Raw genomic sequence first — 12,574 nt, 5'->3', positions numbered from 1 at the left:
TCAAAAGAAAGTTCTAAAGATACTATACGAGGAGGCCATCTAATGGAGGTGGCAAAAAAACATTTTTTCAGCGACATGAGCGTTATGCTTGGTCGCTCCATGCGCCATATTTTCCGCAGTATGGATACCATCTTCACGGTCTGTATCACTCCGATTGCAATGATGCTGCTGTTCGTCTATGTGCTTGGCGGCGCAATCGAAACCGGTACGGATAACTATGTGAACTACCTGTTGCCTGGCATACTGCTTATGGCTATTGCCAGCGGGGTGGCCTACGTGGCTTACCGCCTGTTTATGGATAAGCAACGGGGCATTATTGAGCGGTTCCACTCCATGCCGATTGCGCGTTCCACTGTGCTGTGGGGGCATGTGCTAACCTCGGTGGTATCCAACGTCATTTCTATTGTCGTCATCATTCTCGTAGCGCTCATTATGGGATTTCGCTCGTCGGCAGGGGTACTGTCTTGGCTTGCCGTAGCAGGTATACTCGTGCTGTTTACGCTGGCTTTGACTTGGGTCGCGGCCATTGCCGGACTGTCCGCAAAAACGATGGAAGGTGCAAGCGCCTTTTCCTATCCGTTAATCTTCCTGCCATTCATCAGCTCGGCGTTTGTGCCGACCGACTCGATGCCGAAAGTTGTTCGTGTCTTTGCCGAAAATCAGCCGGTGACCTCGATCGTTGAAGCTATTCGCGCCCTGCTGTCAGATCAGCCGGTGGGCAATGACATATGGGTCGCTCTTACGTGGTGCGTCGGGATCATGTTCGTGGCTTGTATCTTTGCGGCGCGTGCATACAAACGGAATGCAGCTTAATGTTTGTATGCATTATAATAATAGATAGTGGTCAACAGAAACATCAAGTAAAGGGCCTTCCACATTGTCAAAGCGCTAGCTTCACCAGTTTTGCTCGTTGAGATCAAGGACGTCGCAGTGAAGTGATGTTCTATTACTCCTTTTATATCGAAGTAGGGGGCGTTAAAGATAACCAGGGAGCATACTGCCACGGGTGGCCTGTTCTCTTTTTTTATTGAAGTAGGCGTTAAATCGTGGATGCCGTTAAACTAACGGAAAACGTTAGTTGAATAACCAGGAAGCAGATTGCGGCGGTAACTGTTCCCTGGTTTTTATTGAAGTAACGGGCAGGGTAATGGAGTTCCATGTGGAAATTGGTGTAAGGGAAACGAACATCTTTTTAGTATTGAAACTATTTTATTACGTTGAGGGGCTTTCATATTGATAAAATTTTCAGTAACAATTTCCTCGATAGCACTTTCACCTTCAGAGCCTCCCGTGAATTCCAGTTCCACCAGACTGCCCCAAGAAACACCAATTACAGTTACTTCTTCATTCTTATCCCCTAAATACGTGAAAAATTATTCTGATGATGAGATACTTTCATTTGTTCTTAAATACAGCAATTTAAACGAAACTACAGTAAAACTAAAGGATTGGCCTGAAACAGATGAAAACCAAGTTCAAATAAAAGATCCTATTTTTTCGTTTTAGTTGAAAGTAGACCGGATAGCAAAGTAATGAGGTAGATCAGAGAGATTATTACAGTGTTTATTTTGGTCAAAATTATGGCGATCATATTGCTAGGTATTTGCGGATATTTGTTAAATATGATTTGAGTGAGATCGTACTATCGGAAACAGGATACTTTGATGAAAAAACTCAAGTTATCCATCCATAAATAGTAAAGAGATAGCTCCAAATCTGTAGCAGTCACTACTACATAAAAATATGTTCGAGAAAACTTCTCGAACAAAATTATTGAGGGGGCTTGTTGAGTTAACGGGCAGGATTTATTCAGCAGAAGCGGTGATTGGGTAAAAAGACGAAACTGGAGTTGACCGAGGAAGAACAAGAGGAACTCGTCTTAGTACTCGGACTATATGAAGAACAGGGCCTTGACGATCAATCGTCAAGACCCTGTACTTTGTCTATGCCAAACTTTCTCTTGCTGCCATTCATGGAATTCAGCCGAGCACATTGGAGCTCGCGATCGAACCGCGAAGCTCCTGAACATCCAGCATCGGTGGCCGACCATACATACGGGCATATTCCCGGCTGAACTGGGACGGGCTCTCGTAGCCTACGCGGAAGGCCGCATCGGAAACTTGCACGGTTTCCGTCAGCATTAAGCGCCGGGCTTCTTGCAAACGCACCATTTTCTGGTATTGCAATGGGCTCATCGCCGTGACGCGTTTGAAATGTTTATGAAATACCGACGTGCTCATGTTTACGGACTTTGCAAGCTGCTCGATGACGAGCGGACGGTCGTATTGCCGGTTAATCAACTGGATCGCTTGAGCGATGTTGTGCGCTTGGCTGCCAATGATCGCGAATTGATGGATGCGCGCGCCTTGTTCGCCTTGAAGCACCCGATACAGAATTTCGCGGATGACGAGCGGCGCCAGAATCGGAATGTCCTCAGGCTCGTTCAGCAGCTGCATGAGCCGCACGATGGCTTCGAGTAATGCGGGAGACGTTCGGTTCACGGTTATGCCACGACAAGCTTCCGGAGGAACGAAACCGGGGCGATTCGTCTCTTTCACGATGTCCAGGATGACGTCGGGGTCAAAGCTCAGTTTCAAACTTAAATATGGGATCTCGGGCGAAGCCTCGATGATTCTGCCGATGATCGGCAATTCGACGGAAGTGACCAGGTAAGTCGAAGGATCGTATCGGTAGGTTTCGTCGGCCAGTGTGGCCGTTTTCGCCCCTTGGGCCACGACGCAAATGGATGGTTTATATACAGATTCCAGCGGTTCTGACAACTGTGTAGTGTGCATCAGTGCCAAAGAAGGCACGGACGTCTGATGCGTGCCGTTCGACGGAGCATGGCGACGTATCAAGAGCGCCAATTGCTGCAAGGCTTGCTCCATTCGCAGTGATTCGTCCATGTTTGCGAGTTCCTTTCCAGAAAAAGTGTAGTTTACTTTAATAATAGCGAGACAGAAGAGAATTAGGCAAGGATTGAACAGGTATGTTCTAACGGGTTAAGACAGACATTCAATATAATAAATCTACAAGGTCGGTCACGGCTTAAACCCAATCGGCCAAAATCGAAATAAAGGAGAGAACGGAAATGAGTTTGAATGGAAAAGTAGCGATCGTCACTGGGGCGTCGCGGGGCATCGGACGGCAAGTAGCCATCCAATTGGCGCAATCCGGCGCGAAGGTGGTTGTCAATTATTCCTCGAATCAGGAGAAAGCGGACGAGGTTGTAAATACGATTGAGCAATCCGGTGGTGAAGCGGCTGCAATCCGCGCCGATATAAGCAAGGTGAGCGAAGTCGAGGCGTTGTTCTCGGAGACGCTCGAGCGATTTGGACGCTTGGATATTCTGGTCAATAATGCCGGCATCATGGAATGTACGGCTATCGCGGACGTGACGGAGGAGATGTTTGACCGGTATTTCGCGATCAACGTGAAAGGGACTTATTTCGCTTGCCAACAAGCAATGAAGCATATGGCAAAAGGCGGGACGATCGTCAACTTCTCGACCTCCATTTCGGGCGCGATGCTCCCGACGTACAGCGTCTACGCAGCAACGAAAGGTGCGGTCGAGCAGTTGACCCGTCAGTTAGCAAAGGAATTTGGCCCCAAGGACATCGTCATCAATTGCATAGCGCCCGGGCAAGTGTCAACCGAGTTATTCTTAAACGGTAAATCAGAGGAGTTGATTAATTCGTACCGCCGAATGAACGCGTTTGGACGACTTGGCGAACCGGAGGATATCGCGAATGCGATCGAGTTGCTCGTCGACGACAAAGCCCGTTGGATAACAGGACAGACGATTCGCGTAAACGGCGGGTTCAATTGATTATTGTAGAAAGCGCCGAATAGCCTTTAACTAGGGCATGAGTAAAGCTTCGAATATACTGCCGACTTGTGAACATGAGGTATTAGACTCGCGCGGCGGCGCTGAATTAACGGGGAACGATAGCTGAATAGCCATCAAGAGGCTTCCGCAATTGAGCGGGAGCCTTTTTCAACGAAGGGCAGGATAGCATAACAGAATTGTTTGCTTGCATTTGTAACTTTAAATGTGGGTTTATCGTCTAATGAATAGGGAATCCAAATATTGGGAGGTTTAACATGCGTAAAATCAGATGGAGTATTTTTGTACTCCTATTGATCTCTTTAGTACTGCCTGTATCCAGTCAAGCTGCTTCCATGAAAACGAATGGTAGAGTACATTTAAAAATCAATCAGTATTATGTGCTCTATGCGGCTCCTAAAGAACCTTACCTGTTAAATAGTCGTTTGTATCTGCCCCTGCGTTCAGTAAGTCAGTTGCTAGGAGCTAAGGTAGATTATGACGGGAAAAGAAAGTGGGTTAAAATCCAGTTAAACAACCACGTTCTAGAAATCAATATGATGACCAATCAGACGTTTTATTGATATTAAAGAATTTGACAGGGCTAAGGTTTATGACCAAGAGGCCTTTTTTCCGCTGTCTTATACCTTTGAAAGCAAGAAAGAAAAAACACATATAGCATGAGTTTGACAGTTACAGCAAAAAACATCTCAGGAAAAGATATTCCTGCTGGAGAAGAGTATTTGCATCCACTTTATTTATATTCTTCAGGAGCTTTTTCCTATGATAGAAAGAAAGCCAATCCTGAGGTGAAGAAAGATGAAGTCCTTACTGGACTTGAAGCAATTGTTTGCCGTCGGTTCTAATTTTGAAGCAACCTTCACTCAGCAATAATTTGTATCATTTGGACAGTTCGATATCATTACCGTGTTTCCTAACAGATCGATGACGGCGGTAAAACATCCATATTGCAAGGCTTACGGAAAGGAAGAGGATTTGCATTAGGGTGCGGGGAATCAATTCATCCTCCAGACTTGTCGCAAGGCCATTAATAGCTAAGTAAAGATTGGCCGGGAACATGGCAATCAGTAGGAGTGAGAGCCCTCCAGCTGCCCATGTAACAGTGGGACGCCATAGTAAACCTATTGCCCCGGCCAATTCCAGCACACCGGTGATCGTTACAATCAGGTCGGGATATGGCAAGATAGTAGGAACCATTTTAATAATCTCTGTCCGCATATAAACGAAATGAACGGAGCCGGTTAAAATGAACATCGCTGCAAGACCGCCTCGAAGCGCAACGGGCCATGGGCGCAAACGGCTTACCCCAGCAGCTCCTGCAATGAGAATGACAAGCGTGACGACAACGAGCACAATAAGCGGTTCCATAAAATACCTCCATAAAATTAGTTGTTTGTGTGTATAGGTACTAAACACATTTTCTAAAAAAATACTATCTTTTGCCAAGTTGCTTCTCTAGCTTCGTTAAAAAATCTTTAATAAATTGAACCTTATCGACGGGAGCATCTCCTAATACTTCCACAACCATTTTTTTGAATTGGTTCTGATATTCCAAATGGTGAGCGTATGCAATTTCACCTTTAGGGGTTACCTGAAGAATTAACCTTGATTGGTTGCGGGCATCCTTTTCTTTTGTGATTAATCCTTTCTGTTCAAGTTTTTTCAGTACTTGGGATATTGCGCCTTTCGTAACCCCACAACATTCAGCCAACGCTGTAATATGGATGCCTCTATGCTCTCTTATTTCATTTAGCGTATAGATCTCAGAATGAAATAAGGGCTCGCCTACACCGTAATCTCTATTTTTCCTATCCAGTTTGGCGAAAGTTTTGAATACATCCAAGAGGGTGTTGCTAATTTTCTCTTTTGAAAGTTCTTCATTGTTCATCATAGAACAAAGTGTATAGTGTCTAAACACTATTGTCAAATGATTTTTGAGCCTGATGTTTCATTGCGCAACGGGGTCGAATCGTCTCGGACCAAGCCCAGTCGAGTAGGAGAATGGCATTATAGTAAATTTACTAAAAAACAGCTATACTTTTTAATAATGAGTGATTGATTTAGTAGAAGCGTGGAGCGAAGAAAATGAAAAAACTGACAATCGAAGATGTGGCGCAAAAGGCGGGCGTGTCGAAAAGCACGGTCTCGCAGTTTTTGAACAAGCGCTATAAGTATATGAGCGAGGCGACGAGGAAGAGGATCGCCGAGGTGATCGACGAACTGAATTATCAGCCGAACGGCCTGGCCCGCAGCCTGAAGCGGAACCGGACGAATACGGTCGGCGTTATCGTCGCGGATATTAATTATTCGTTGTCCATTCAATGTATCCGGGCGATTGAGAACGAGCTACAGCTCAGCGGCAATCAGTTGATTATCTGCAACGCGGACGAGAATCCGGAGAAGGAAGCGAAATATATCGAAACGCTGATGGCCCGGCAGGTTGACGGGTTGGTTGTTTTTCCCACAGGTGATGATCCCTCCCTCTACGATCGTTTGCTCGAAAAAAATTATCCGCTGGTATTCCTGGACCGGCTCGTCGACGGCGTCGCGACCCAGAGCCTGCTGCTCGACAATGAATTGGCGGTCAAGACGGCATTTAAAGAATTTATCCGGCATGGGCATGAGCGGATCGCGCTGCTGACGCTCCCGGCGGGCCGCTACGCGATTACACCGCGGAAGGAACGCATTAGCAGCTACAAAAAGGCGGTCGAGGAAGCGGGGCAAGAGTGGCGGGAGGATTATGTGTGCAGCGCATCCAGGGAAAACATGGCGGGGGCGCTTGAGCAGCTGCTGTCTCTGCCGCAGCCTCCGACCGCGCTGCTTGCGGCCAACGATATTGCACTCGCCGAAATGCTGAAATTTGCGAATACGCATTCCTTATCCATCCCGCGTGATTTATCGGTTATCGGCATCGACGATGCGGAATTCGCGACGATCTATAATCCTGCGATTACGACGATCCGCCAACCCGCGTATGAAATGGGAATGGAGGCCTCCAAAATCATCCTCTCCGGCATAGAAGACACGGGCTCCACTGTGCCGATTACTTACCGGTTTACTCCGTCCCTTCAACCGGGGGACTCGGTTCAACAAGCGCCAATTTCTAAATAAAACGGTTTACTATCGGGACATCACCCGGCCATTTCTGCTAGGAGATGTCCTTTGGACCTTCTGTTCTGTACTTTTGTCAGTTCGTGCCTTGGCTGATAAACCGCTCAAGCTGTTTGCGTGTCGGCAGTCCGTCCCTATCGCCGGGAGACATGACCGCCAAAGCGCCGATGGCGTTGCCGCGCCGGACCGCTTCTTCGAGAGTAAGCTTCTCCAGCAGGGCGCTGATCACCCCGACGGCAAAGCCGTCGCCTGCGCCTACCGTATCCACGACCTGATCGACCTTGAAGCCCTGCACATAGCCTTCCGAATCAGAAGATTTGTAATATGCGCCTTCCGGCCCCAGCTTGATAACGATCAGGGATACGCCCAAATTCAAATAGTAGGACGCGATTTCCTCCGGCGCCGTAAGCCCCGTCAGAATCCGGCCTTCGCCAAGACCCGGGATGAACCAATCGCAGCGGGTGGCGAGGTTATTAATCGTGTCTGTCATCGTCTTGGCGCCGGGCCAGAGGGCCGGGCGGAGGTTGGGATCGAATGATACGGTCTTGCCGCTTTGCTTCATGAATTCCATGGCGTGAACGGAGAACTCGTGGCATTCAGAAGAGATTGCCGAAGAGATGCCGGTTACGTGAAGATGTCCCGCCGAGGCGAAGTAGGATGCATCGAAATCGGCAAGTCCCAGCTTGGAGGCAGCCGAACGTTTGCGATAATATTCCACCTTGGGATCGCCGGTAACAACCTTCGATTTGATTAACATTCCGGTCGGAAATTCGCTGGAGAAGGAGATGCTTGAGGTATCGATGCTTTCTTGGTTCAGCGCTTTGAAAATAAAAGATCCGAAGCTGTCCTCGCCAAGCTTGGTTACATAGCCGACCGTGTGCTCCAGACGCGCCAAGCCTGTAGCCACATTGCTCTCCGCTCCGGCCAAAGCTTTGGAGAAAGACATCACTTCATCCAGCGGTCCTTCCTCATTAGCGTAAAACATAGCCATCGGCTCTCCGAAAGTGACTACGTCCAGATGTTTGCCCATGATGATTCCTCCTAAGAAAAAGGGATTGTCCTTGTATTGTTAAGCTATGTTTAAAGATAGCAGATAAATCGGTTTTGTCCAACGACAATAAGCATTTCATAGGTTTGTTCAGTTTGTTTATTACTAAATATTAATAAAATAATTTATCCCCGAGCTGCCGTCAAGTCTGTGGCAAAAATTCAGGAGATCCAAGTAAACGCTATTAAATAATACACAAAATCTTTCAATTAGGAGCTGATCGCTCATCATTTATCAATGATAACGCTTAAAAAAATTGCATTTAGCCAATGATAACCGATTGACATATGTTAATCGGTTATCATATAATCCGAAATGTAAGCGGTTTATAAATTGGAATTAGGGGGCTTTTTTCCATGAAACATGTAAAGAAGATGAAGTGGTTCATTCTTTCGCTGACGCTAATTTTAATTCTTTCGGCTTGCAGCAGCTCGGGAGGCAATACGCAGTCCGCAAACGGCGGGCAGAACGGCAGTTCAGGCGGCGGCATTAAAATAACCTTGCTTAACTCCAAGAGCGAGATTCAGCCTCAACTTGAGGAGGCCGCAAAGGCTTTTCATGAAGCAAACCCGACGATCTCTTTGGAAATTCAGCCTGTTCCTAATGGCGGATCTCCTTTTGAACGCGCTTCCACTCTGTATGCTTCCGGTAATCCTCCAACCATGATCATGCTGGATACAGGGGACGTAGCCAAATTCAAAGACCGCATCCTTGACCTGAGCGGCGAGAAATGGAATGCGGACGCTGTGGAGCATGCCCTTGACCTGACAACAATCGACGGCAAAAATTATGCATTCCCTCTAGCTATTGAAGGTTACGGTTTTATTTATAACAAAGCGGTCGTGGATAAGGCCGTAGGCGGAAACTTTGACCCGTCCACAATCAACACCACTGCGTCGCTGGAAAATCTGTTTAAACAAATCGAAGCGAGCGGAAAGAAAGCGCTGGTCGTTTCTCCGATGGACTGGTCGCTAGGCGCCCACTATTTTTCCTTGGCCTATGCCGGTCAGGATAAAGATATGACGAAGGTCAACGCTTTTATCGATGATCTGCGGGCAGGCAAAGTCGATCTTGCAAGCAACAAGGTATTCAACGGTCTGATGGACACATTTGACGTCATGACGAAGTACAATATCGATCAAGCTTCCCCGCTGGCGGGAACTTATGAACGCGGTCCTGAACTGCTCGGCAAAGGCGAAGTAGGCATCTGGTTCATGGGCAACTGGGCTTGGCCGCAAATCAGCAGTTTTGATACCGCTAACAAGGAATACGGCTTCCTGCCGGTGCCAATCAGTAATAACGCGGGCGACTACGGCAACCAGGAAATTTCCTCGGCCGTCTCCAAACGGATTGTAATCGACAAAGAGAAATCCACACCGGAGCAGCAGGATGCGGCGAAGAAATTCCTTGACTGGATCGTGTACGAGCAGCAAGGCCAGGATTTCCTGGTGAACAAGGCCAATATTATTCCGGCGTTTAAAAATATTACGCTTCCGGCCGCCGACCCGCTCGGCAAGTCGATTCAGGATTACATCTCCAGAGGCAAATCCGAGCAGTCGATGAGCGATCTGCCGGCCGACCACTGGGCGAACGTGGGTGCTTCGATGCAAAAATATCTTGCCAAGCAAAGCGACCGTACGACACTTGCCAAAGAAATCCAGCAGTACTGGACTAACGTAAAAGAATAACGGGCTTGCCTAGCGCGGTGGGTAAGGGACCATCCCTTATCCGCCGTTACCAAGCCAATCTTATAGGAATAGGAAGAGGGATATACATGGTTACGGATAAAGGGGTGTGGAGCCGCCTGCGGCTCAGACTGCTGTTCACAGGTCCGACGTTGTTTGCGTTCATTGCCGTAATGATTGTTCCGTTCCTGTACGGCATCTACTTGACGTTCACGAACTGGGATGGAATATCCACGACACAATCTTTGGTGGGTTTTCAAAACTATGGGTCGGTCTTTAAAGACGCGGAGTTCTGGAAGTCGTTCGGCCTGACGCTCAAGTATGTGCTGTTCACGGTCGTGTTCATCAATGTGCTTGCCTTTTTGTTGGCTTATCTGCTGACGAAGGGCCTGAAGGGGCAGAGCTTTTTCCGGGCCGGTTTCTTCCTTCCGAACCTGCTGGGCGGCATCGTCCTCGGCTTTATCTGGCAGTTCATTTTTAACAACGTGCTTGTATTCATGGGTCAAAAAATGGGCATCGGCCTGTTCAGCACCTCCTGGCTTTCCGATCCGAACCGCGCCTTCTGGACGCTCGTCATTGTTGCCGTATGGCAGTACGCGGGTTATATGATGGTTATCTACGTAGCCGGTCTGACGGGAGTGCCCGGGGATATCCTCGAAGCGGCAAGCATCGACGGGGCGAATGGATGGCTGAAAATGACGCGTATGACCATTCCGCTGATGGTTCCTTCGTTTATCGTGTGCATTTTCCTTTCCTTGCAGCGCGGATTTATGGTCTATGATGTCAACCTTGCGTTGACGAAAGGCGGGCCGTTCAAGAGCACCGAACTCGTCTCGATGCATGTATATCAGAAGGCGTTTCTGTCCCGGGATTATGGAGTAGGTCAAGCCGAAGCGCTGGTGCTGTTCCTGATTGTGGCGGTTATTACCCTGCTCCAAGTTTACTTTAGCAAGAAGATGGAGGTGGAGGCTTAATGCAGCGCTTCAAAAAGCAAACCTCCTGGCTGACAATAATCGGTCTCTCGGTCATCCTGTTCATCTTTATCGTTCCGTTCGTGCTGCTGCTGTTCAATTCGGTGAAAGCGAACAAGGACATTACCTCAAGCCCGCTTACCCTGCCGACTAGCTTCGTGTTCTCGAATTACAGCATTGCGCTGGACAAAATGAATTACTTCCACGCATTCGCCAACTCGGTCATTATCACGCTGTTTAGCGTACTGTTTATCTCTTTGTTTGCGGCAATGACCGCGCATTATTTTGTCCGGCACGATACGAAATTCAATCAATATACCTTTTTGCTGATGGTGGCCTCCATGATTATTCCGTTCCAGGCGATCATGATTCCGCTCGTCAAAATTTACGGATCACTCAACATGCTGAACAACAAATGGGCGCTGATTTTTATGTATATCGGATTCGGCTGCTCGCTTGCGATCTTTATTTACCACGGCTTCGTGAAGAGTATTCCGAAGGAACTGGAGGAGGCGGCGATGATTGACGGCTGTACGCCCACCCAGACCTTTTTCCGCATCGTGTTCCCGGTGCTGATGCCGACGACGGCGACGATAACCATCTTGAATGTGCTCTGGATCTGGAACGACTTTCTACTGCCGTCACTTGTTCTCGTCGATCCGCTGCAGCGTACGCTTCCACTATCCACCTTCAATTTCTATGGCACCTACACCGTGGATTACGGCCCGCTGATGGCCAGCTTGGTGCTCAGCATTTTCCCGGTAGTCATCATCTACTTGTTCGCGCAAAAATATATTATTCAGGGTGTTATGCAGGGCTCCGTAAAGTAACAACCGCAGAAACGTTCAGTCTTCGGTCATGTCAAAAAAGGCCGGGGACACTGTTCATAGATGAAGTCAACCAGAAGTTGGGGTTGGCTTTTTTTCTTGCTTAAATATCCCAATGTGTCAAATTTGTAATAAAATTAGGCTGGGGAACGTTTGATTGCCGTAAACATTCCCTGTATGCTTAGAAAAGTGTGTGCCGAGAAAAGAAGCTTCATTTAAAGACAACAAAAATATTTATTACAGATTGCAACAATTCTGCGGTCTTGCGCGTCAGTAAGATTGCATAGAGAGGGGGAACCTTCGTGGTGGAGCAGGGACTCGTCAGAGCCGCTCAATCGGGCGATCGCGACGCTCTAATCACCCTATTGCGAGAAATTGAAGGGCAGGTCTATAAGACGGCCTTTTACATTTTGCATAATGAACAGGATGCGCTGGACGCCTCGCAGGAGGCTTTGATCCGGATCTATACCAAAATTGGCTCCTATGAAGAGAAGGCCCAGTTCAAGACATGGGTTCAGCGGATCGTGACCAATATATGTATTGATAAATTCAGGAAGACGAAGCCGACTGTATCGATCGACGAGCATGAGATGGTATTCAAGGATAAGCAAAATGTGGAACGCGAAGTTCTCTCGGGGTATTTGGCGGAGGACATCCGCGAGGCTATTGACCAACTGCCGGAGCATCATCGAACGGTTATTGTATTGCGTTATTTGCAGGATTTTTCTTACAACGAGATTGCAGAAAGTCTGGACCTTCCGCTTAATACGGTGAAATCTTACCTGTTCAGGGCAAGGCAGCAGCTGCAAAACAGACTTCAGGAGTACCAGAAAGGTGGTGTATCGGGATGAACTGCGCGGAGGTGATGGAATGGATGCATCGTTATCTGGATCATGATTTGAGCCGGGACGAAAGTCTTGAAATGTTCCGCCATATCGATGGTTGCCCTTCCTGCGCGGAATTGTTCGAACGGTTGAACGCGCTATCCAGCGAGCTGGAGCAGCTCCCCGACATCAGCCCCCCTTTCAGTCTGGTGGATTCGATTATGCCGAAGCTTGAGGCCATCGACCGGGAGAGGGCCGCAG

Annotated in this window: 15 protein-coding genes; 11 read left to right on the top strand and 4 right to left on the bottom strand. The window is 48.0% G+C overall.

The window, feature by feature from the left end; translation table 11 throughout:
- Window positions 1–42: 42 nt before the first annotated feature.
- Both L691_RS0115175 and L691_RS32060 read left to right on the top strand, forming a co-directional pair.
- Entirely contained in the window at window positions 43–813 is a 771-nt protein-coding gene (locus L691_RS0115175; RefSeq protein WP_025691326.1) for an ABC transporter permease, read from the top strand.
- Window positions 814–1,233: 420 nt separating this feature from the next.
- Complete coding sequence (locus L691_RS32060) at window positions 1,234–1,506, top strand: hypothetical protein (protein ID WP_156934248.1); 273 nt, start codon at window positions 1,234–1,236, stop codon at window positions 1,504–1,506.
- Between the two features lie 473 nt (window positions 1,507–1,979).
- Here L691_RS32060 and L691_RS0115165 read toward each other — a convergent pair whose 3' ends face one another.
- On the bottom strand, window positions 1,980–2,906 hold the full coding sequence (locus L691_RS0115165; protein ID WP_025691324.1) for an AraC family transcriptional regulator: 927 nt from the start codon (window positions 2,904–2,906) through the stop codon (window positions 1,980–1,982).
- Between the two features lie 185 nt (window positions 2,907–3,091).
- Here L691_RS0115165 and L691_RS0115160 point away from each other — a divergent pair, with 185 nt between their 5' ends.
- From L691_RS0115160 to L691_RS32055, 3 genes are all read left to right on the top strand, one after another.
- Complete coding sequence (locus tag L691_RS0115160) at window positions 3,092–3,829, top strand: SDR family oxidoreductase (RefSeq protein ID WP_025691323.1); 738 nt, start codon at window positions 3,092–3,094, stop codon at window positions 3,827–3,829.
- 275 nt (window positions 3,830–4,104) lie between these two features.
- Window positions 4,105–4,410: a stalk domain-containing protein gene (locus L691_RS0115155; RefSeq protein WP_025691322.1), complete on the top strand. Its 306-nt coding sequence runs from the start codon at window positions 4,105–4,107 to the stop codon at window positions 4,408–4,410.
- Window positions 4,411–4,506: 96 nt separating this feature from the next.
- Window positions 4,507–4,692, top strand: a complete 186-nt coding sequence (locus L691_RS32055; RefSeq protein ID WP_156934247.1) for a hypothetical protein — start codon at window positions 4,507–4,509, stop codon at window positions 4,690–4,692.
- Between the two features lie 34 nt (window positions 4,693–4,726).
- On the opposite strand, the gene L691_RS0115150 is transcribed toward L691_RS32055, so the two are convergent.
- Both L691_RS0115150 and L691_RS0115145 read right to left on the bottom strand, forming a co-directional pair.
- Window positions 4,727–5,215 carry a DoxX family protein gene (locus tag L691_RS0115150; RefSeq protein ID WP_025691321.1) on the bottom strand — a complete coding sequence of 163 codons (489 nt, stop codon included), beginning with the start codon at window positions 5,213–5,215 and terminating at the stop codon, window positions 4,727–4,729.
- A gap of 64 nt (window positions 5,216–5,279) precedes the next feature.
- Window positions 5,280–5,765 (bottom strand): MarR family winged helix-turn-helix transcriptional regulator, encoded by a 486-nt coding sequence (locus L691_RS0115145; RefSeq protein WP_232229201.1) that lies wholly within the window; start codon window positions 5,763–5,765, stop codon window positions 5,280–5,282.
- A 167-nt stretch (window positions 5,766–5,932) separates the two neighbouring features.
- Between L691_RS0115145 and L691_RS0115140 the strand changes: the two genes are divergently transcribed.
- Window positions 5,933–6,958 (top strand): LacI family DNA-binding transcriptional regulator, encoded by a 1,026-nt coding sequence (locus L691_RS0115140; RefSeq protein ID WP_025691319.1) that lies wholly within the window; start codon window positions 5,933–5,935, stop codon window positions 6,956–6,958.
- 76 nt (window positions 6,959–7,034) lie between these two features.
- Here L691_RS0115140 and L691_RS0115135 read toward each other — a convergent pair whose 3' ends face one another.
- Window positions 7,035–7,988 (bottom strand): sugar kinase, encoded by a 954-nt coding sequence (locus L691_RS0115135; protein WP_025691318.1) that lies wholly within the window; start codon window positions 7,986–7,988, stop codon window positions 7,035–7,037.
- Between the two features lie 374 nt (window positions 7,989–8,362).
- Between L691_RS0115135 and L691_RS0115130 the strand changes: the two genes are divergently transcribed.
- The 5 genes from L691_RS0115130 to L691_RS29045 all read left to right on the top strand — a co-directional run.
- A complete protein-coding gene (locus L691_RS0115130; protein ID WP_025691317.1) occupies window positions 8,363–9,694 on the top strand; it encodes an ABC transporter substrate-binding protein in 1,332 nt (443 codons plus the stop codon).
- Window positions 9,695–9,780: 86 nt separating this feature from the next.
- A complete protein-coding gene (locus L691_RS0115125) occupies window positions 9,781–10,665 on the top strand; it encodes a carbohydrate ABC transporter permease (RefSeq protein ID WP_025691316.1) in 885 nt (294 codons plus the stop codon).
- Entirely contained in the window at window positions 10,665–11,492 is an 828-nt protein-coding gene (locus L691_RS0115120) for a carbohydrate ABC transporter permease (RefSeq protein WP_025691315.1), read from the top strand. The genes L691_RS0115125 and L691_RS0115120 overlap by 1 nt, the downstream gene beginning before the upstream one ends.
- A 299-nt stretch (window positions 11,493–11,791) precedes the next feature.
- A complete protein-coding gene (locus L691_RS0115115) occupies window positions 11,792–12,340 on the top strand; it encodes an RNA polymerase sigma factor (RefSeq protein ID WP_025691314.1) in 549 nt (182 codons plus the stop codon).
- A partial coding sequence (locus L691_RS29045) for an anti-sigma factor family protein (protein ID WP_036737205.1) occupies window positions 12,337–12,574 on the top strand: 238 nt, incomplete at its 3' end. The genes L691_RS0115115 and L691_RS29045, both read left to right, overlap by 4 nt.

This window comes from Paenibacillus zanthoxyli JH29, assembly GCF_000520715.1.
GTDB classification, from domain to species: domain Bacteria; phylum Bacillota; class Bacilli; order Paenibacillales; family Paenibacillaceae; genus Paenibacillus_AQ; species Paenibacillus_AQ zanthoxyli.
Note: the sequence above shows the minus strand (reverse complement) of the source record. Positions and strands in the feature narration are given on the sequence as shown.